This window comes from Paenibacillus sp. FSL H8-0259 (genome assembly GCF_037963255.1).
GTDB classification, from domain to species: domain Bacteria; phylum Bacillota; class Bacilli; order Paenibacillales; family Paenibacillaceae; genus Paenibacillus_AQ; species Paenibacillus_AQ phytohabitans.
In genome coordinates, this window is record NZ_CP150147.1 from 3,886,374 (window position 1) to 3,904,730 (window position 18,357).

The window sequence follows — 18,357 nt, forward strand, 5'->3', positions numbered from 1 at the left end:
TCCTGTACACTTCTAGTTATTCGCGAGAGCAACTGAAGTGGAGGGACAATAATGAAGAGAAGACTGCTGACGGCGACCTTTATCCTGCTGCTTGGAGCAACATTGGCGGGTTGCAGCCCGGGCGCGGATAACAAGGAAGAATCAAGCGCTATCACTGCACAAACAGCGGTAACTACACCTTGGATCGCTACCAAGAATACAACACGGATCAACACCTCTGACCCTGTTCAGGCGGCTGTGCTGGTCTCCCGGACCTTATGGACGGCTGAAACGAAGAGCAACCGGCCATCGTCTGTAGTCCTGACAAGTGTGGATAACTGGCAGATTGCCGCGATAAGCACGGATCTGATCCACCATCCCAGCAACGGGCCGGTTCTCTTTTTCACCAAAGACGGTGTGCCGGATGAGACTCTTACTGAATTGAAGCGGCTGAAGCCGCTTGGTGCGGATGGCAATGACGGCATTCAGGTTGTAATTGTCGGGCCATCGTCTGAAGCAGTCGAGACTCAGCTCAACTCGCTTAATCTGAAGCTGGACAAGATTGAAGGGGATGATCCAGCCGCAGTGGCAGGCGCTGTTGATTCTTACTATGCAAAAGTGTCAGGCGAGCTGCCGCAGAGTGTAATTATCGGCTCAATGGATAGTCCTGAATATACCCTCCCGGCTGTCAACTGGATCGCTCATATGCCGGAGCCTTTACTATTTGTGGGGAAAAGCGAAATCCCGGCTGCAACAGCAGACGCGCTCAAGGAACGCGGCGGCAGTGCAGTAATCTATATTCTCGGTCCCCAATCTGTCATTTCAGCAGATGTGGAGGAGCAGCTTAAGCAATACGGAACGGTTACGCGCATAGCAGGAGAGGATCCTTATGAGAATGCCATTGCCTTTGCCAAATTCAAGGATACGGCGAACGGATTCGGCTGGGGAATCACTACTCCCGGACATAACCTGTCCTTGTTGACTACGGATTCAACGATGCTGGCGATTGCCGCTGCCCCCTTCTCCCACTTGGGCAAACACGCGCCGCTGGTCTTCTTGAAGCAGGACGGATTGCCGGATTCCCTGATGAATTATACGATGGAGCTGCAGCCGAAATTCAAGGATTCACCGGCTGAAGGGCCTTATAATCACGCTTGGCTGACTGGTGATACAGCGACGATTAGCGCCGCAGCGCAGAGTGAGATCGATGACATGCTGGAGATTTCCTCCGCCTCCGGTGATAATCCGCACTCGGGGCATTAGAAGAGCAAGCCGGCAGCGGGACCCGCTGCCGGCCTCTTTATTTATAGAACAAGTAAGAAAGCATAACCGTTTCCACTTGGGTATAATGAATGCACGAACTATTAACCAGTCCACGAAAAGGGTGAACGGCTTGTCCAAATCTCAAATACTTATAGTAGACGACGAATGGAATATGCGGAATTTGCTGCGTATATATCTGCTGAACGAGGGGTTCAGCACCAGAGAAGCTGCAACGGGGCAGGAGGCCATCCGCATGGCGGGGCAGCACGCGTTTGATCTGATTCTGCTCGATGTGATGATGCCTGACATGGATGGCTGGCAGGTCTGCCGATTGATCCGGGAGCAGAGTCATATCCCCATCCTGATGCTCACCGCGCGTTCGGAGATTAAGGATAAGGTGCAGGGTCTTGGCATCGGCGCAGATGATTATCTGACCAAGCCGTTTGAGCCGGAGGAGCTGCTGGCCCGGATACATTCGCTGCTCCGCCGTTCTGCACTGACGCAGTCATTGGCGCCCCGGGAAGAAGTACTGGAGTATCCCGATTTGCGGATTTACCCGGAGGCACGCGAGGTGCGTGTACAGGGCCAGAACGTTGATTTTACATTAAAAGAGTTCGATCTCCTGGCCTTGCTGGCGCGCAGCGGACAACGGGTATTCACCCGCGACGAGCTGGTCGAACGGCTGTGGGGCAACGATTACGGCGGTGAAACCCGGGTCATCGACACCCACATCAAGAATATCCGCGAAAAGATGCAGAGAGCGGGCCTAGCGTATAATCCGGTGCAAACGGTATGGGGCCTCGGGTATAAATTCCAGGTCACGGGTAGTCCGGATGAAACATAATATCATCGGCTCCAAGCTTGGGCTGGTCATTATGTCCGTATTCCTGATCGTACTGCTGTCGCTGGGCATGGTGATCGACAGGATGTTCACCAGCTTCTATTACAACGAAATGCAGACGGAAACGGAGGAGCTGGCCTCCCATTTCACGGTCATGGCCCAGTCCAAGGAGTCCACGACCAGCCAGATGATGACGACGTTTGCTGAATTCTCCAATGTCAGTATATTTAACATTCTTCCTGATGGCCGTACGAATCTGCATTCAGGCGTTCACGATTCTGCGGACCGGGCGTTCATCCGGACCGGTGATCTTACAGACATTTTTACCGGCAAAACAGTCAGCTTCCTGTACAAAGATCCAGCGGGGCACCGGTATTTCGTCACTGGACAACCTATCACAGGTGAGGATGGGGTCAGTTCGGCGCTGTATGTAATGTCCTCTACCACGAATATGGAAGAATCGCTGGCTTCAGTGCGCAATATTCTGCTGCTCGCGGGGATTGGCGCGTTCACTTTGGCGCTCGGCATCACCTGGATCATTGCCGTGGTCCTGTCCCGTCCGCTTCTGCAGATGCAGAGAGCCACCCGCAAGATCGCCGCCGGTGAACTGGAGACACGCCTTACCATCCGCGGCAAGGATGAGATTGGTTTCCTCGCAGGAGCCATTAACGATCTGGCCGTTGACCTGCAGCGTTACAGGGATACCCGCCAGGAATTTCTGGCCAATATCTCGCATGAACTGCGGACACCGATTACTTATCTGCAGGGGTATGCCAAGGTAGTGAAGAGCGGGTTATATGAGACGGAGGAAGAGAAGGGGCTGTATCTCGACATCATCGATCAGGAAGCACACCGGCTGCAGCATCTGGTCGATGACTTGTTCGAGCTGGCTAAGATGGAAGAGGGCAGAATTCCGCTGAACCTGGAACAGGTCAATCTCAGACAGATCATGGATCAGGCGGTCCGCAGGGTGGAATTACCGGCGAAGGAGAAAGGTCTGCTGCTGACAGCTTCGTACGATGACGGGCAGGAGGTAAGAGTATTAGGCGATGGCAAACGGATGGAGCAAATCGTGATGAATCTGCTGGAGAATGCTGTCCGCTATACCGAAAAGGGACAGATCAAGGTGAGTCTAAGATTCACTCCGGACTCAGCAATATTTGTTGTGGAGGATACGGGAATCGGTATTCCGGAGGCAGAGCTTCCCTTTATTTTTGACCGTTTTTACCGGGTAGAGAAATCCCGCTCGCGGCAATACGGAGGCTCCGGCCTCGGTCTTTCCATTGTGAATAAGCTGGTCGAGCTGCTCGGCGGTACGATTGTGTTTACAAGTAAGGTGGGCGTAGGAACACGCTGTGAGGTTGCTTTTAGGAGATAACTAAGAATGATTTAGACTTATACCTTGCAGGATGTAATCCCAATTCGCATAATCATTCATATCACCGGGCACTTCCAGAACGCAGACATTGCCGATACCCCATTCCGCTTCTCGTGTTGCACTAAGGCCGGGTATAGGATTAAGAATGAGGATTGTAAATTTCTTGTTATTTAATAGCTTTGATAAAATCATATGCAGCTCCAGTACCTGTTCAGCGCTTGCAAACCATCTGACAAATAAACTATCGTCGCTGCTGAGCAGACTGTTCCAGAACCGGCCGATCCGGTATTCCAGCTTCAGTCTGTAGGCGGGATAGGAAGCGCTCCAGCCCTGACCTGTAATAATCGGGAAATCGTGGGCGGAGATGATGTTATACAGTGAGTCCCGTATGAAATAAGATGGTGACAGATTGTTCCTGGAATGATCCAAATACACGGGATCTCCATCATCCAGCAAAAAATGGGTCTCATCCAGCGGATGCAGATTTCTGAAATCCATAAAGTTCCTGAACTCATTCTTTAGAAGCCGGTTGACATCGGCCAGTGAATACGAAATCATCCAGTCTAGAGGCATTGAGAATTTCCGTAGACCGTATCTCTTCAGGTTAATTGCCGGCGCACAAGATGAACCTAAGCTGACGATCAGTTCATAGTCCTTTTTGACGTCTTGTAGTTTCATGAATTCACCCATCTCTATCCAGTCTCCATCGTTAGTAAATCATATACGCGATGCTCCGGGATTGATTGGACGGATGAGACAAAATTCAGCAGCACACATGCTTCGGATAGCTGGTAGCAATCTCATTCTGACGGGTTTGTGCGTAATGAAAACCAAAAGGCGCCCGGGCAGCTATTTCTATAGCCTCCCCGGACACCTGTCAATCTTTTATAAACTTAGGTGACTCAACTCTTAGTGGTTCATTCCAGCCATTCCGCCCATAATTTCCGGATTCACCATTCCGAAGATCATCGCGATGTGGGCAACAACGAGGAAGCCGCTGATTAGCAGGAAATGTAGCTTAAGCTTACTCTCTTCACTGCGTTTGCGGGCGATGAGACCGAGATCCAGCAGGGCCAGAGGCAGCAGGAAGATGACTCCGCTCAGATAAAAGCTTACCGCAACCACATCCACCCAGGTGTGCCATTCGCCATTTGCGGTGAGCGGGATGAAGGCGGTAGGGAACAAGTACAGGAAAACTCCGGTGAAATAGAGTCCGGCAAGAATACTGCATACCCGGTTGAACGCTCGGAGCGGCCCGTTCAGCTTCTTGGTGAACAGAATAATAAACTCTGTAACCGTAATCGTCTCGGCAAAAATCACGGGAATCGCCATAAAAAGAATCAGATTCCATGGCTGATTGTCCGCCAGCAGGGACATATAATGCGTCATGTTCATGTTACATCCTCCAGGTTCAAATATAGCTTACATAGTGATGTTAGTAGACAAGTGTGTGGAAAGTATGAAGAAAGGAAGGTATGATGAACAAAGTTAAACAGGAAGGGAGCACGAACGGAAGTGAAGGACGCGTTGCATCATATTTTATTTGATCTGGACGGCACATTAACCGATCCCAAAGAAGGCATCACCAAATGCGTGGAATATGCGCTGCACAAGCTAGGGATCGAGGTGGAGCATCCTGACCTGCTGATCCCGTATATCGGGCCGCCGCTCTATGATTCTTTTGTTCAAATCCAGGGGCTGACACATGAAGCTGCCCTGCAGGGTGTGGACTTCTACCGGGAGCGTTACCGGACGCTCGGCATGTTCGAGAACAGTGTGATTCCAGGCGTTCCGGAGTTACTGGAGAACCTGCGGAATCAGGGATTCAGCCTGTATGTGGCGACATCCAAACCCACGGTCTTTGCTGAGGAAATTCTCCGCCATTACAAGCTGGATCACTTCTTCAGGTTCACCGCTGGCAGCAATCTGGACGGGACACGCTCGAAGAAGCGCGAGGTGATCCAGTATGTGCTGGACCAGAATGATATTCCTGCCGCACAGGCGCTGATGATCGGGGACCGGGAGCATGACATTATCGGGGCGAAGGCCTGCGGTGTGCCTTCCATTGGCGTGTTATTCGGCTACGGTTCGGAGGAGGAATTATCGGCTGCCGGAGCGGATTATATTGCTGCTACGGTTGAAGAAACGGGTATGATTATTTCGCGGATTTCAAGTGAATGATATTAACGGATAGATTGCCGGGGGACAGCGGCATACAACTATTTTTTCACCGCAGTATTGACTTTTAGCGAAGGCATTCAGTATTATGTAACCAAGCAACACCATATCTAAGGCAATGACCAGAGACAGGATATCCTCCCAGGACTGACCAGAGAGAGAAGTGCAAGGTGAGAGCTTCTTACAGAGACCAGCCGGATGTTACCCCTTTGCAGCCGTGACACTGAACCCTCCTGCTGTTAGTGAGGCTGTAAATGCCACCGCCCCATCCCCGTTAACGGATGCCATGAGGATTGTGCTTATCACGTTTCCGCCGAACAGCCGGGGGTCCGTAGATACATAGTCGAATTAGGGTGGAACCACGAGCTTAGACGCACTCGTCCCTTTCCGGGATGAGATGCGTTTTTTTGCGTTCAAATCACACTAACAGAAACCTGAAGAAATGGAGGCCACAATCATGGAGATTCAAGTGAAACTGCCGGATGGAACAATTAGGAGGTATTCGCGTAACACCACAGTTGCGCAGGTTGCGGAGTCAATCAGTGCAAGTCTGAAGAAGAATGCGGTAGCCGGTAAAATCGACGGCAGGCTCGTTGACCTTGATCACCCGGTTGAACAGGATAGCCTCGTTGAAATTATAATGGCGGACAGCATTGAGGGTCTAATGATCCATAGACATAGTACTGCTCATCTGATGGCCCAGGCTGTCAAACGGATCTACGGGGATCAGAATGTTAAATTGGGTATCGGTCCGGTCATAGAGGATGGATTCTATTACGATATTGATATAGCACGGCCGTTGTCCGTGGAGGATTTGGGTGCGATTGAGCGGGAAATGGAGAAGATAATCGGAGAAAATCTGCCGATTCTGCGCCGGGTTGTCAGCAGAAGTGAAGCGATGGAACTGTTTCGGCAGCTGGAGGAGCCCCTTAAGCTTGAGCTGCTCCGTGACCTGCCGGAGGATGCAGTGATCAGCTTGTATGAGCAAGGTGAATTCACTGATCTGTGCCGGGGGCCGCATATGCCGTCAACTGGCCGGATCAAGGCCTTCAAGCTGCTTAGCGTAGCGGGAGCCTACTGGCGCGGGGATTCAGATAATCAGGTGCTCCAGCGGATATACGGAACTTCATTCTTCAAGAAATCCCAGCTGGAGGAGCATCTCCACATGCTGGAGGAAGCGAAGAAGCGCGACCACCGCAAGCTGGGCAAGGAACTTGGGCTGTTCATGTTCTCCGAAGAAGCGCCGGGCATGCCGTTCTATCTGCCGAAGGGCATGATCATCCGTACAGAGCTGGAGAACTTCTCGCGTGAATTGCAGAGGTATAGTGATTACGATGAAGTCCGTTCACCCCTGATGATGAACAGAAGGCTATGGGAGCAATCCGGACACTGGGATCATTATAAAGACGAGATGTATTTCACAAAAGTGGATGAAACAGATTTTGCGCTCAAACCGATGAACTGCCCCGGACATATGCTGATCTACAAGAACAGCCTTCGTTCCTACCGGGAGCTGCCGATCCGGATTGCTGAATATGGCCAGGTCCACCGCCATGAATTCTCAGGGGCGCTGAATGGAATGATGCGCGTCCGCACTTTTTGCCAGGATGATGCCCACCTGTTTGTCCTGCCTGAACAGATTGAGGATGAAATTAGCCGGGTGCTGGAGCTCATTGATCAGATGTACAAAGTATTCGGTTTCGAGTACAAGGTGGAGCTGTCCACACGTCCGGATGATTATATGGGGGCTGAAGAACTCTGGGATCAGGCGGAGCTGTCGCTCGAACGCGTGCTGAAGAACAACGGGATCGAGTATCGGGTGAACGAGGGGGATGGCGCTTTTTACGGGCCCAAGATCGATTTCCATGTCCTTGATGCCTTGAAAAGAAGCTGGCAATGCGGTACAATCCAGCTGGATTTCCAAATGCCGGAGAAGTTCGATCTGACTTATATTGGTGAAGATAACGGGAAGCACCGTCCGGTAGTCATTCACCGCGCTGTATTCGGCTCCATTGACCGGTTCATGGGCATTCTTACAGAGCACTTCAGCGGAGCTTTTCCGCTATGGCTGTCTCCCGTGCAAGTCAAGCTGCTGCCTGTATCCGGGGTTCATGCTGATTATGCCTTCGAGGTTAAAGAGCAGCTGCAGGCGGCCGGACTGCGGGTTGAGCTGGATGCGCGGGATGAGAAGCTGGGCTACAAAATCCGTGAAGCGCAGCTGGAGAAAGTGCCTTATATGCTCGTACTCGGAGATCAGGAACAGAACAACGGTACAGTTTCCGTACGGGGCCGTGCGGAGAGTTCACAAATATCGCTCAGCGTACAGGAGTTCATTCAGCTGCTGGCCGGCCAAATCGCTGAGCGGAAATAAATTGCTTCATTAAATAGGTAATCAAAAGTCAGGAGGGCTGATACATGATTTCGAAGAATGCTGAGCAACTGGAGGGCGGCGTGATCAGGCTTGTGCCCCTGATGGAAGAGCATAAGTCGGAGCTGGTTAAGGTGCTGAACGATCCGCTGATCTGGGAATATACCTGGAGAAGGATCAGTACAGAAGAGCAGGTAGGACAATTGATAGACGCGGCATTGGTGAACAAGGCCAAAGGTACGGATATCCCTTTTGTCATCATTGAGCAGGCTTCCGGCCGGATTGCCGGCACTACACGGATCATGCATCTGGACCGGACGCACCGCAATGCAGAGATCGGCTGCACCTGGATTTCGCCGGATTACTGGAGAACCGCAGTGAACACGGAGTCGAAGTCGCTGCTTCTGCAGTACTGCTTCGAGGCACTCGGATTAATCCGCGTTAACTTCTGTATTGTCAGTACCAACCTCCGGTCGCAGCGGGCGGTTGAACGGATTGGCGCTGTCCGGGAAGGCGTGCTGCGCAAGCAGCGCCTCACCTCTGACGGCATGGTTATGGATAATGCGCTGTACAGTATCATTGATGACGAGTGGCCTGCGGTGAAGGCTAATCTTGATTATCTGTTGAATGTGAAATATAAGTAGCTGCATCCATCCGGGTGCCCAAGCGAAACTTAGAGGGGTCCCATTGCGGGCTCCTCTATTATTTTTTGCAAATAGCCAGATCTGAGAAACATTGATATAATAGAAAGACATGAGGATAGAAACATACATTCCCCAATATATCGTTTATCGTAATCCTAGCCCATACTTCACCCTTCGGGGCAGATGTGGGTTTATGTTATGTTGTGAGGTAAATTATGAAGTGATGGCGAGGTTGGCAGGAGCATGAACTGGAATGATTTTGGAGAACGGAATAAACGGCTGAATCCCCTATGGAGTCTGGGGGCAGGCATGAATCTCGGCGAGCTTCAGCCTTATAAGGAAATGATTGCTCTAAGCGTGCTGCTGCAGGTCTATTATCTGGAGCTGGAATCGAATGAGCAGAGATCCAGGGAGGACCTGGTCGAATTGACGTGGAGCTCGCTTGAACGCTTCGGCATCGCGAGGCTCGGAAGTCCGGAATCGGTGGAACGGCTGGTGGACGGGCTGCTGTGGAGCGGAAACGGCGGGGATTTCGAGGCCAATTATTACGATGATCAGTCCCGTCAGATGGCGGTGCAGAAATACAAATATTTCACAGTGGATGAAGATGCTACCCGGACCAGCTGGGAAGAGAACGGGACCACAATCTACCGGCTCTCCGAATATGCGATGGAGCTGATCTTCATGAGCCATGAGATCATTGACGAATTTCAGATCAGCATCAAGCTGCTCGAGATTCAGATGCATATCAAGCATGGACGGGTAACGAGGGCGATGCAGGATGTGAATGAACTGATCTCCCGGGTGCGGAAGATGACGCAGCAGCAGCAGGAATACCGCAATGCGCTGCGCCGCAATCCGAAGCATATCTTCAGCGAATATGGCGCTCAGCGGCACCAGCGGCTGGAGGAGATTCACCAGCAATTTGACGAAGAACGCAAGCATTTCGATAATATTCACCGCTCGCTGGCCCGGCTGGCCAATGATGAGAAGGATGTCATCGACTTCAATGAGCTGCGGCTGCTCTCCGAGCGGGTCGAACTCTCCCGTCGGGTGCATGATGAGCTTGCCGAAGTGGTACTTAGCATTTTTGAAGCGGAAACCAATCTCAGGCTCAACTTCCCGGAGCTGTTCTGGGGTGCCGCCGGCTTCAACTTCCGTACTCATGTCTGGGAGGAATGGGTGAAGCCGGAAGGGTTGCCGGATGGAGACAGCATGGAAACTCTGATCAGCGGGCTATTCTCTCCCAGCCAAGACTTTATTTATCCGCTGGCCTGGGCCTGGGAAGAGCAGGATGTCGGCTTCCTGCCTGACGAATTGCCGGACGACCCGGATGAAGCCGGGGAGGAGGAAGAACTCCACTATGTCCCCAAAAGCATACCGTGGACCGAGGTGTCTGAGCTTTGGCTGCCGGTCTTCGCCGGACTGGCAGAACAGGGAAGCTTTACATTCTCGGCAGAGGCTTTCACGGAGGATGAACAGCGGCGCTGGGCGGTTACTCCCAATGCGGTGGACCTGTGGGTTCAATTTTTCCATACCGAAATTAAGGTGCAGGAGCAGGAAGCGGAAGGTCACGGCGGGGCCGACGAATGTCAGAAGCTGATTGGGCGTCTGATCGCGGACCACCCGGAGCTTGAAACCTTGCGGGGCAAAGTGCTGCAGACCAGGATTGCTAACGGGCAGCAGGACAGCATCCGCTGGCCCGGCCTGGAGATCAGTCCTTATACCATTACTATAGTAGAGAAGTGAGATGATTCAGCATGAGTTATTCGTTAGAGCAAGTACAACAGGCTTCACGGCTGTTCTTCGACCTGCTTCGCCGCAAGGTGATATCACTTGATGATCCCGCTGCGGCCGAATGCCTGCAGGATACCGTTGCTTATGATGCCTTACAATATGTAGCCAAGGAAGCCGGCTGCCGGATTATGAACTCCGGGCATCGTCTGCACCTGCTCGTGAGTCCAATGGGCTCCGGCTTTGCCAGTAACTTCACACAGCTGCGCAATAAATATTCGCGCATAGAACGCAAGACGCATCTGCATATCATCAACGTAATCATTCTGGTGTTCCTGGCTGAGATGGATCAGGATGAACAGCATTTCAAGCCGGGTCAGGACAGCATGTCCTACATACAGCTCTCGGATCAGGTATCCGCCCTGTTCCAGACATGGATGGACATGGACGAAGACGGCAGCTTCAGCAAGCAGTGGCGGCTGGATATTCAGGCGATGCACAAAGTATGGAGCAGCCTGTATATGCAGACCAAAAGCCAGGAGGAGGGCGATTCGCTGACCCGCGGCGCCGGCTCACGGATCGGCCTGATCCATGAGGGGATGAAGCTGCTGGAGGAAGAGCATCTGGTATTCATCTCCGAGAATGAGAAGCGGATTTTCCCCCGGGAAGAGCTGTATGAGCGGATGCGTTATCTCTATCATGATGTGGACCGCTATAAGGAGCTGAAGGCCCTGATTGGCCGGACACTCAGCGAGAAGGAGGAGGAAGCCCATGCCGCGCATTGAGCGAATCCGCATCGCCGGACTTAAATATGAGAAGATGCTGAAGAAATATGAGGATATGATCCTCGACCTGTGCAATGAGGAAGGCCCGTCCAACACGCTGATTACGCTGATGAACGGCGGAGGAAAGGGCGTGCTGCTGCAGTCGATATTCCAGCTGCTGATGCCCAAGGCTGCCTGGGGTAAAGATAATGAGAACCAGGTAGAAGCCTTCTTCCATAATCACAAAAAACAGCTGAAGCCCTATACGTTCCACGTTGCCATCGAATGGCGGCTGGACGAGCCGGAACGGACGGAGTACATAACCACCGGAATCGCAATGACTGCCCAGAACTCGGTGGATCAGCTGGAGATCAAAGTAGATTATCTGCTCTATGCGCTGCTCAATTATGATGAGAATGCGGAGCTTACATTGTCTACCCTGCCGCTCTATGATCACGAGCTGAACACTCCGGCCAGCTTTGAAGCGATTCAGCAATTTGTCCGTGAGCGGCGTAATGAGATCGTTGCGTATGGCAGCCACAGCTCGGACCTGAAGAAATATTATGCTTTTCTGGCAGACCGGGATATTCATATTGATGAATGGCGGAATATGCGGAGAATCAACGGCGAGGAGGGCGGAATTAAAGGCTATTTCCAGAAGAATGATGCCTTCACCAACCATAATCTGTTCGAGAAGCTGATTATTCCGGAAATCGGGTCCAGTCTGAACGGCAGCATGCGCGAGGATGAAGGCTCGCTTCAGCGGATGTTCATAGATTCTGCTACGGTTGCACAGCGGCTGCCGATGCTGGAGCAGAGAGAACGGGCTTTTGCCGAATTCACTTCACTTGCCGCCCCGCTCTACGAGGCTGTCAAGCAGGGGACGGAGGCTGACCGCAGCTTTCAGGAAACGGAATTGCTTGGACGGCAGCTGTACACCGTGATCTATGATGAGCTGAAGAATGCCGAAGACAAACGCCGCAAAACTGCGGATGAGTTAGCCGGGCATTATCAGGAAGCGAAGCAGCTGAAATTTGAGACGGATAATCTGAAGTATCTGAAGCTCAAGGAAGAGCGTGACCGCAAGCAGGATGATTTCAAAGCGGTCTCGGATAATCAGGCACGGGCTAAGCAGCGGCTGGAGGAATCGAAGATCAAGGAAAAGGATCTTGAGGTTGCCCATTATTTAGCCAGACGCAGACTGCAGATCCGCCAGATGGAGCAGTGGCAGAAGGAAATTGAAGCCATTGAAGGCTCCCTTGCGATGAAGGAGCGTCAAGAGGTTATCCAAGCGGCCAAGCAGGAGCTTCGCCTGCAGTGGGATGAGGTCTACCGGTTGTGGCAGGCGCGAATGCTGTTCTTCAGCGGCCGCCAGCAGGCTCTGGGTGCAGAAGAGGCCGTTCTGCGCAAAGGCCGGGAGGCATTCCTGCTTGAATTCGGCGGACTTGAGGGCAAGATTCATGAATTGACGGCGCTCATCCGCCAGTATACCGAAGATCTGGGAGTGTTCACTTCCCGCCACGGGCAGGAGGCTGCCCATTCACCGGCAGCCGCCCTTCAGCGCACGCTGATTGCAGCCAGAAGCATTGCCGAGAATATCGTTGTCCTGAACGAGCAGCGCAAATCCGCAGAAGAAGAGAAGCTTGCTCTGCATACCAGACATACACGGCTGACTGAGAAGCTGCTGGGGGCTGCAAGCCAGGCGGAGGAGCTTACGGACCGGATTGAAGGCCAGATGGGCAAGGAATCACAGCTCTGGTCACAGCTCGTAGTCCTGCTGGAAATGTATGAAGAACATCAGCAGCTCGGGACGACAGCATTGTTCGAGGCCCAATCACTTATCCAGGAACGGTTCATCCGCAGACTGGATGATGCCGAGCAGCAGACGAAGCGGCTCAGACGGGAATACTATAATCAATTGCTGGATGTAGAGCTGCAGCAGGAAGCCTATTGGCTGCCTAATAATGATATCCTGACGGTGAAGGATGCCCTGGATGCCCTTAAGATCAGCTCCATGATCGGCAGTGCATATCTGAACGACCAGTCTTACCTGCTCCGTGAAGAGGAGCTGGAACGTCACCCGCTGCTGCCTTACGGGCTGATTGTAACGAAGCGTGAATCGGCTAAGCTTCAGCCTGAGCTGCTTCAGGAGCTTCTGCTCAAATCGCCTGTCCCGGTCTTCGTGCGTGAGGAAATGGCGGATGCCACAGGAGCTTCATTCCTGCTGCTCTCCCATCAGGGGCCACAGATGGTGCTGCAGCCGGAGCGTTTCCTGGACTGGAAGCAAGGGATCGCCTCCCGGCTCAAAGAGCGGGAAGAAGAGCTGCAGGATGCGGAAGGGTATCTGGCGAAGCTGAAATCAGCCAGACAGGAGTATGACCGGCTGCTCCAGAGTGAACACACCGTAAGTCTTCGGGCCAGACAGAAGGTATTAGAGACCCTGAAGCAGGAGCTTGGCAAGAGTCTGAATGAGTTGAACGCTGAAATGTCGCTGAATGAAGAGACTCTATCCGGAATTTCCAGAGACCTGGCTGTCAGTGAGGCCGAGAAAACCGAGCATGAGGCCAGGGCAGCGGCGCTGCGTGAGTGGGCGGAGCGTAGCCGGAAGCAGGAGCAGGATTACAAGGACAAACAAAAGTCAGTTGAATTGAAGACAGGCTTAAGCAAAGAGATTGCCGTTAAGGAACAGCAGCTGGCACATTTAAAGGCAGATATGGACAGCCTCGCCCTGCAGCGTGAGAAATGGCTGGGAGAAGCTAAATATTCCTTGTTCCCGCGGCTGCAGAACTGGTTCCCGGAGATCCACTTCCCAAGTGAACATGGCGGTGCTGCACAAGATACTGTGCAGGAAGAAGCAGTGCCGGATGAGGCTGTACAGGATAAGCTGCTGCAGCTTCTGAGTACCGTGGAAAGTCTGCAGCAGTCCCTCAGCCAGAATGAGCTGGAAATCCGCACACGGGCTGCCCAGATCAAAGCGGCAGGGCAACAGCTGGTTGAACTGGAAGCAGCAGTACAGCAGGTCGATGACGGATGGCAGTCCGCACCTGAACCGGACGATTCGCCCGAGGTTATTCAGTCGGCCAGAACGCGCCAGAAGAGTGACACGGGAATTCTGGATGAGGATTATCAGCATATCCGTGATTCCTACATCCGTTGTATGGCGGAGCTGGATAACCTGCAGAAGGAGCTGGGCAAATCCGAGAAGGCCATCAAGGAGAAGCACGAGCGTGCTGTAGAGCTCTGGCATGAGCCGCTGGCGCAGAAGGAAGAAGAGCTCAGTGCGCGCTTCCGAGAGAATGAGTATTTGCTGAATACAAGCAAGCAGGCGCTTGCCTCTATGGATATATGGCTGCAGACACTCTCCAATCAGAGCAAGGTCATGGATACCCATGTCGAGAGCCGCGTACAGCTGCGGGATGTTCCGGAAGAGGTGCAGCTGGATGTGCGGGAGAACTGTGAGCAGCTGGTTGCAGATTGGCTCCTGCGCAGCAAGGAGAGCCGCAGCCAGCGTGCGGAGATCTCGCGCAAAGTCAAAGAAGAGAAGACAACACTCAGCGGCAGACTGGCCAAGTCCGGCTGGAACGCAGAGCTGGAGACCAAAATTCAGGATCGCCTGAACACGGTTCACTGGGATGATTTCTCGATTGCACTGCAGGTACTGGACTCCATGCTCCAGAGCTCACGTGATCAGATTGAAAGTATCCGCAGTGACAAGGAAGATATGGAGCTGTCGCGCAAGCTGTGGGTAGGACGTGCCGCGAAGCGGGTCGTGCAGATTACCGACATTCTCAAGCGGATGGAACGCCGGATGATTATTCATAATGAGAACGGGCATGCCTTCCCGCTGGTCCGGCTGAATTACAAGAATATTACCGTTCCGAGAACGACAGATGACATCGAACCGCTGGTCAGTGAGTATTTCAACCGCTGCATCAGCAGCCTGCTGGAGAAGTTCCCGAAGATCGAACAGGTTCCGGCTTCCGCAGTCAGAGAGCTGATTAATGACGGGCGGATGGTGTATGCCGCGCTGCAGAACCGCTTCCCGGTGCTCCAGGTATATAAACCGGTGACCGAGAATTATTTCCTCTACGCAGCACCGGAAGAGTACCATTACTCGGATTGGGAGGTCATTAACCGCGGGGCGCTGGATGAGGCCGTCGGCAGCGGCGGTCAACGCCAGTCGGTTCAGCTGCTGGTGGCGATGATGATTATGACCCACAAGCGCGTCAACCGTGAGAATAAAGGCTGGACAGTCTTCCTGTACGATAATCCGTTCGGTGAAATGGTCTCCAATAACGTGCTTGATCCGGTATTCGAGATTTCCAAGGCGCTGAAGTTCCAGTGGCTGATCGTTACGCCGCCGGAGCTGGTGAAGAATGATGTCAGCATCCGCTTCGGCGTGTACTGGCAGCTGTATTTTGGCGGTGATAAAGGAGATGCACTGGATTCAACCCTGATTAAGGGCGGCCGCAAGCTGATCCCTGCCTCATTGTTCTAGCAACAATCCAAATTATATAGATGGGTGGTATTCTTATAATGATGAATCTAAAATCGGCAACAAAGTTAGCTAACGGTGTAGAAATGCCTTGGTTTGGTCTGGGAGTGTTCAAGGTCCAGGAAGGTCAAGAGGTTGTGGATTCTGTCAAAGCAGCAATTAAGGCCGGATACAGAAGCATTGATACAGCAACTGTGTATGGTAATGAAGAGGGAGTCGGCCAGGCGATCCGTGAATCCGGGGTTGCCCGCGAAGAGCTGTTCATCACCACCAAGGTATGGAATAACGATCAGGGGTATGATTCTACGCTGGCGGCATTTGACCTGAGTCTCAGCAAACTGGGATTGGACTATGTAGATCTGTATCTGGTGCATTGGCCGATCCGAGCCAAATATAAAGACACCTGGCGTGCACTTGAGAAGCTGTATGCGGATGGCAAAGTCCGGGCGATCGGTGTCTCGAACTTCCAGATTGATCATTTGGAAGATCTTTTAACTGAAGCTAACGTGAAGCCAATGGTTAACCAGGTCGAGCTTCATCCGCTGCTTAGCCAGCTTGAGCTTCGTGAGTTTTGCCGGGCGCAGGGTATCCAGATTGAAGCCTGGGCTCCGCTGGCCCAAGGCCATCTGCTGGACAATGAAGTGATTGCTGACATTGCGGCACGCCATAACAAAACGCTGCCTCAGGTCATCCTGCGCTGGGATCTGCAGAACGGTATCGTGACTATTCCTAAGTCGGTCAAGGAAGAGCGGATTATCGCGAATGCCGATATCTTTGATTTCGAGCTGTCAGAGGATGAAATCAGCCGCATTAATGCGCTGAACAACAACCAGCGTTTTGGATCGCATCCGGACAGATTTAACAACGAGTAACCTCCGGGCAGTCTCTTTTGAATATTTACTAGATTCGGACATAAGTATAAAGGGAATGGAACTATATCCCATTGTGTGCTTAACCGATATAGTATAGTAGAGATATGAGTAGCCGGAGGGGTATTAATGTATGGGAAAACTTTAAAAACTGCGCTTATCGCTATCCTGATGATCCTGCTACTGCTGCCGCTGGCGCCAAGCCGCACGGAGGCGGCTGTTCGGGCACATTCGGAGTCCTTTTATGTGAATGACTTCGCGGAAGTCATTGATCAGAAAACAGAGAATTATATGGTCAATTATGGCGTGAAGCTGCATCAGCAGACCGGTGCACAGGTTGTACTGGTAACAGTGGATTCTACAGGCGGAACATCGATGGAAGATTACGCGACTTCGCTGTTCAATGCATGGGGAGTCGGCTCGGCGGATAAGAACAACGGAGTCCTGCTGCTGCTCTCCACCCAGGATGATGATTACTGGGCGGTACCGGGCAAAGGTCTGGAGGATACACTGAACGACAACGTGTTATCTCAGATTCTCTCGGAGTCACTGGAGCCGGATTTCGCGGCGAAGAACTATAGCGCTGGTGCGCGCAAAACCTATGGATCATTAATTCAGGAGCTTGGCGGAATCTATTCGGAGCAGGTCGGCTCCAAGAACTATGTCGCAGACAATGCCGGAGTCTTCAAGCAGGTAACGAAGGATTATCTCAACCAGTCCAGTAACCGCTATGCGGCAACGACCGGAAGCGGGATCTATGTAGTGACTGTCAAGAATTCCGGTGATACTAGCCTTCAGGATTATACGTATGCGAAGTTCGCCGGCGTAGCAGCTGGACCTAGAGATGTAATGCTGGTGCTGGATATCGGCGGAGATAATTATCATGTCCTTCAGGGTAAGGATATCGACAATCTGTTGACTAATGATATGATCGGCGGGATTCTGGATACTGCGCTTGAACCGAAATTTGCGGCAAAAGATTACGCCGGCGGGGCAACCGCTACGGCGAATGCCTTCTACAACTTTTTCCTGGCCAGAGCGGATCATAGCCAACAGTCTGCAGTTCAAAGCGCTGAGTCTGCGGAGGTAAACACGTTGCCGGCAGCGGACAACCCTTCGAAAGTGCAGGTGCGCACGTATCCAGCCTCCAGCTATGATCCTCCGCTAGACAAAGATCCGGTTGACCATTTAGACGGGAGTGCTATTATTCTTTGTTTTCTAATATTGGTGTTGGGCTTCAGCGTATCCGCCTCGCGCCGCAACCGGAATATTGCCCGGTACGGAATCGGAATTAACCCGCATCACCCCGGCAATATACAGCGCTATGGTGTTTGGACGGGGCAGCCGGATTATGGCATCAGGCGTAGGAGCTATACCCAAAGAAGCTATAACCAAAGAAGCCATAGCCAAAGAAGCTATAACCAGCGGCCTCAACCCCGCAGCTCATCGTCCCGTAATGAATCACGGAGCAGCTTCTGGGGCAGTAATTCGGGAGGCGGAGGTTCAACAAGCGGCGGGGGCTCGGGCCGCTCTTCCTCCTCCAGTAGAGAAACGAATCATGGAGGCGGAGGCTCGTCAAGCGGAGGCGGCTCAGGCCGTCATTCCTCGGGATCTTCCAGCAGCAGCGGAGTGGGCCGCCACTCCTCAGGTTCTTCTGGGGGCGGCAATTCCGGCGGAGGCGGCAACGCAAGTGGCGGCGGTGGTGTAGGCAGACACCGGTAATCTGTTCTTTTCAATTCTTATATCTGTAATAGTCTGACTAGAGACAGCACAAATACAACGGCAGCGCCTCCCCTTTTGCGGGCTGGCCTGCCATTTTTTTGCTTCATACATAAGTACAACCG

Annotated in this window: 13 protein-coding genes; 11 read left to right on the top strand and 2 right to left on the bottom strand. The window is 52.5% G+C overall.

What is annotated here, in order from left to right:
* Positions 1–51: 51 nt before the first annotated feature.
* The 3 genes from NSU01_RS16525 (at position 52) to NSU01_RS16535 (ending at position 3,461) form a co-directional block, all read left to right on the top strand.
* Positions 52–1,242, top strand: a complete 1,191-nt coding sequence (locus NSU01_RS16525) for an ArsR family transcriptional regulator (protein WP_076248340.1) — start codon at positions 52–54, stop codon at positions 1,240–1,242.
* A gap of 130 nt (positions 1,243–1,372) precedes the next feature.
* Positions 1,373–2,086, top strand: coding sequence for a response regulator transcription factor (locus tag NSU01_RS16530; RefSeq protein WP_339303390.1), 714 nt, complete (start codon positions 1,373–1,375; stop codon positions 2,084–2,086).
* Positions 2,076–3,461 carry a HAMP domain-containing sensor histidine kinase gene (locus NSU01_RS16535; RefSeq protein ID WP_076248336.1) on the top strand — a complete coding sequence of 462 codons (1,386 nt, stop codon included), beginning with the start codon at positions 2,076–2,078 and terminating at the stop codon, positions 3,459–3,461. Before NSU01_RS16530 ends, NSU01_RS16535 begins: the two co-directional genes overlap by 11 nt.
* Here the strand turns inward: NSU01_RS16535 and NSU01_RS16540 are convergent, their stop codons facing one another.
* On the bottom strand, positions 3,462–4,139 hold the full coding sequence (locus tag NSU01_RS16540; protein ID WP_042141169.1) for a DUF1796 family putative cysteine peptidase: 678 nt from the start codon (positions 4,137–4,139) through the stop codon (positions 3,462–3,464).
* 231 nt (positions 4,140–4,370) lie between these two features.
* The gene (locus NSU01_RS16545; RefSeq protein WP_042137086.1) at positions 4,371–4,856 is read right to left on the bottom strand and encodes a DUF6803 family protein; all 486 of its coding nucleotides are present in this window, start codon (positions 4,854–4,856) and stop codon (positions 4,371–4,373) included.
* Positions 4,857–4,976: 120 nt separating this feature from the next.
* On the opposite strand from NSU01_RS16545, the gene NSU01_RS16550 reads away from it, so the two are divergent.
* The 8 genes from NSU01_RS16550 (at position 4,977) to NSU01_RS16585 (ending at position 18,235) form a co-directional block, all read left to right on the top strand.
* Positions 4,977–5,642: an HAD family hydrolase gene (locus NSU01_RS16550; protein WP_042137088.1), complete on the top strand. Its 666-nt coding sequence runs from the start codon at positions 4,977–4,979 to the stop codon at positions 5,640–5,642.
* 454 nt (positions 5,643–6,096) lie between these two features.
* A complete protein-coding gene (thrS, locus tag NSU01_RS16555; RefSeq protein ID WP_042137090.1) occupies positions 6,097–8,010 on the top strand; it encodes a threonine--tRNA ligase in 1,914 nt (637 codons plus the stop codon).
* A gap of 44 nt (positions 8,011–8,054) precedes the next feature.
* Positions 8,055–8,651, top strand: coding sequence for a GNAT family N-acetyltransferase (locus NSU01_RS16560; protein ID WP_076248334.1), 597 nt, complete (start codon positions 8,055–8,057; stop codon positions 8,649–8,651).
* Positions 8,652–8,894: 243 nt separating this feature from the next.
* Complete coding sequence (locus NSU01_RS16565; RefSeq protein ID WP_042137094.1) at positions 8,895–10,400, top strand: hypothetical protein; 1,506 nt, start codon at positions 8,895–8,897, stop codon at positions 10,398–10,400.
* Between the two features lie 11 nt (positions 10,401–10,411).
* Positions 10,412–11,170 carry a DUF6063 family protein gene (locus NSU01_RS16570; protein ID WP_042137096.1) on the top strand — a complete coding sequence of 253 codons (759 nt, stop codon included), beginning with the start codon at positions 10,412–10,414 and terminating at the stop codon, positions 11,168–11,170.
* The gene (locus NSU01_RS16575; protein WP_076248333.1) at positions 11,157–15,647 is read left to right on the top strand and encodes a hypothetical protein; all 4,491 of its coding nucleotides are present in this window, start codon (positions 11,157–11,159) and stop codon (positions 15,645–15,647) included. Before NSU01_RS16570 ends, NSU01_RS16575 begins: the two co-directional genes overlap by 14 nt.
* 35 nt (positions 15,648–15,682) lie before the next feature.
* Complete coding sequence (locus NSU01_RS16580; RefSeq protein WP_179093643.1) at positions 15,683–16,516, top strand: aldo/keto reductase; 834 nt, start codon at positions 15,683–15,685, stop codon at positions 16,514–16,516.
* Between the two features lie 126 nt (positions 16,517–16,642).
* A complete protein-coding gene (locus NSU01_RS16585; RefSeq protein WP_076248331.1) occupies positions 16,643–18,235 on the top strand; it encodes a TPM domain-containing protein in 1,593 nt (530 codons plus the stop codon).
* Positions 18,236–18,357: the final 122 nt, after the last annotated feature.

Coding starts and splice junctions, on each gene's coding strand:
- NSU01_RS16525 (WP_076248340.1), top strand. CDS start 52: ATGAAGAGAAGACTGCTGACGGCGACCTTTATCCTGCTGCTTGGAGCA.
- NSU01_RS16535 (WP_076248336.1), top strand. CDS start 2,076: ATGAAACATAATATCATCGGCTCCAAGCTTGGGCTGGTCATTATGTCC.
- NSU01_RS16540 (WP_042141169.1), bottom strand. CDS start 4,139: ATGAAACTACAAGACGTCAAAAAGGACTATGAACTGATCGTCAGCTTA.
- NSU01_RS16545 (WP_042137086.1), bottom strand. CDS start 4,856: ATGAACATGACGCATTATATGTCCCTGCTGGCGGACAATCAGCCATGG.
- thrS (WP_042137090.1), top strand. CDS start 6,097: ATGGAGATTCAAGTGAAACTGCCGGATGGAACAATTAGGAGGTATTCG.
- NSU01_RS16560 (WP_076248334.1), top strand. CDS start 8,055: ATGATTTCGAAGAATGCTGAGCAACTGGAGGGCGGCGTGATCAGGCTT.
- NSU01_RS16565 (WP_042137094.1), top strand. CDS start 8,895: ATGAACTGGAATGATTTTGGAGAACGGAATAAACGGCTGAATCCCCTA.
- NSU01_RS16570 (WP_042137096.1), top strand. CDS start 10,412: ATGAGTTATTCGTTAGAGCAAGTACAACAGGCTTCACGGCTGTTCTTC.
- NSU01_RS16575 (WP_076248333.1), top strand. CDS start 11,157: ATGCCGCGCATTGAGCGAATCCGCATCGCCGGACTTAAATATGAGAAG.
- NSU01_RS16585 (WP_076248331.1), top strand. CDS start 16,643: ATGTATGGGAAAACTTTAAAAACTGCGCTTATCGCTATCCTGATGATC.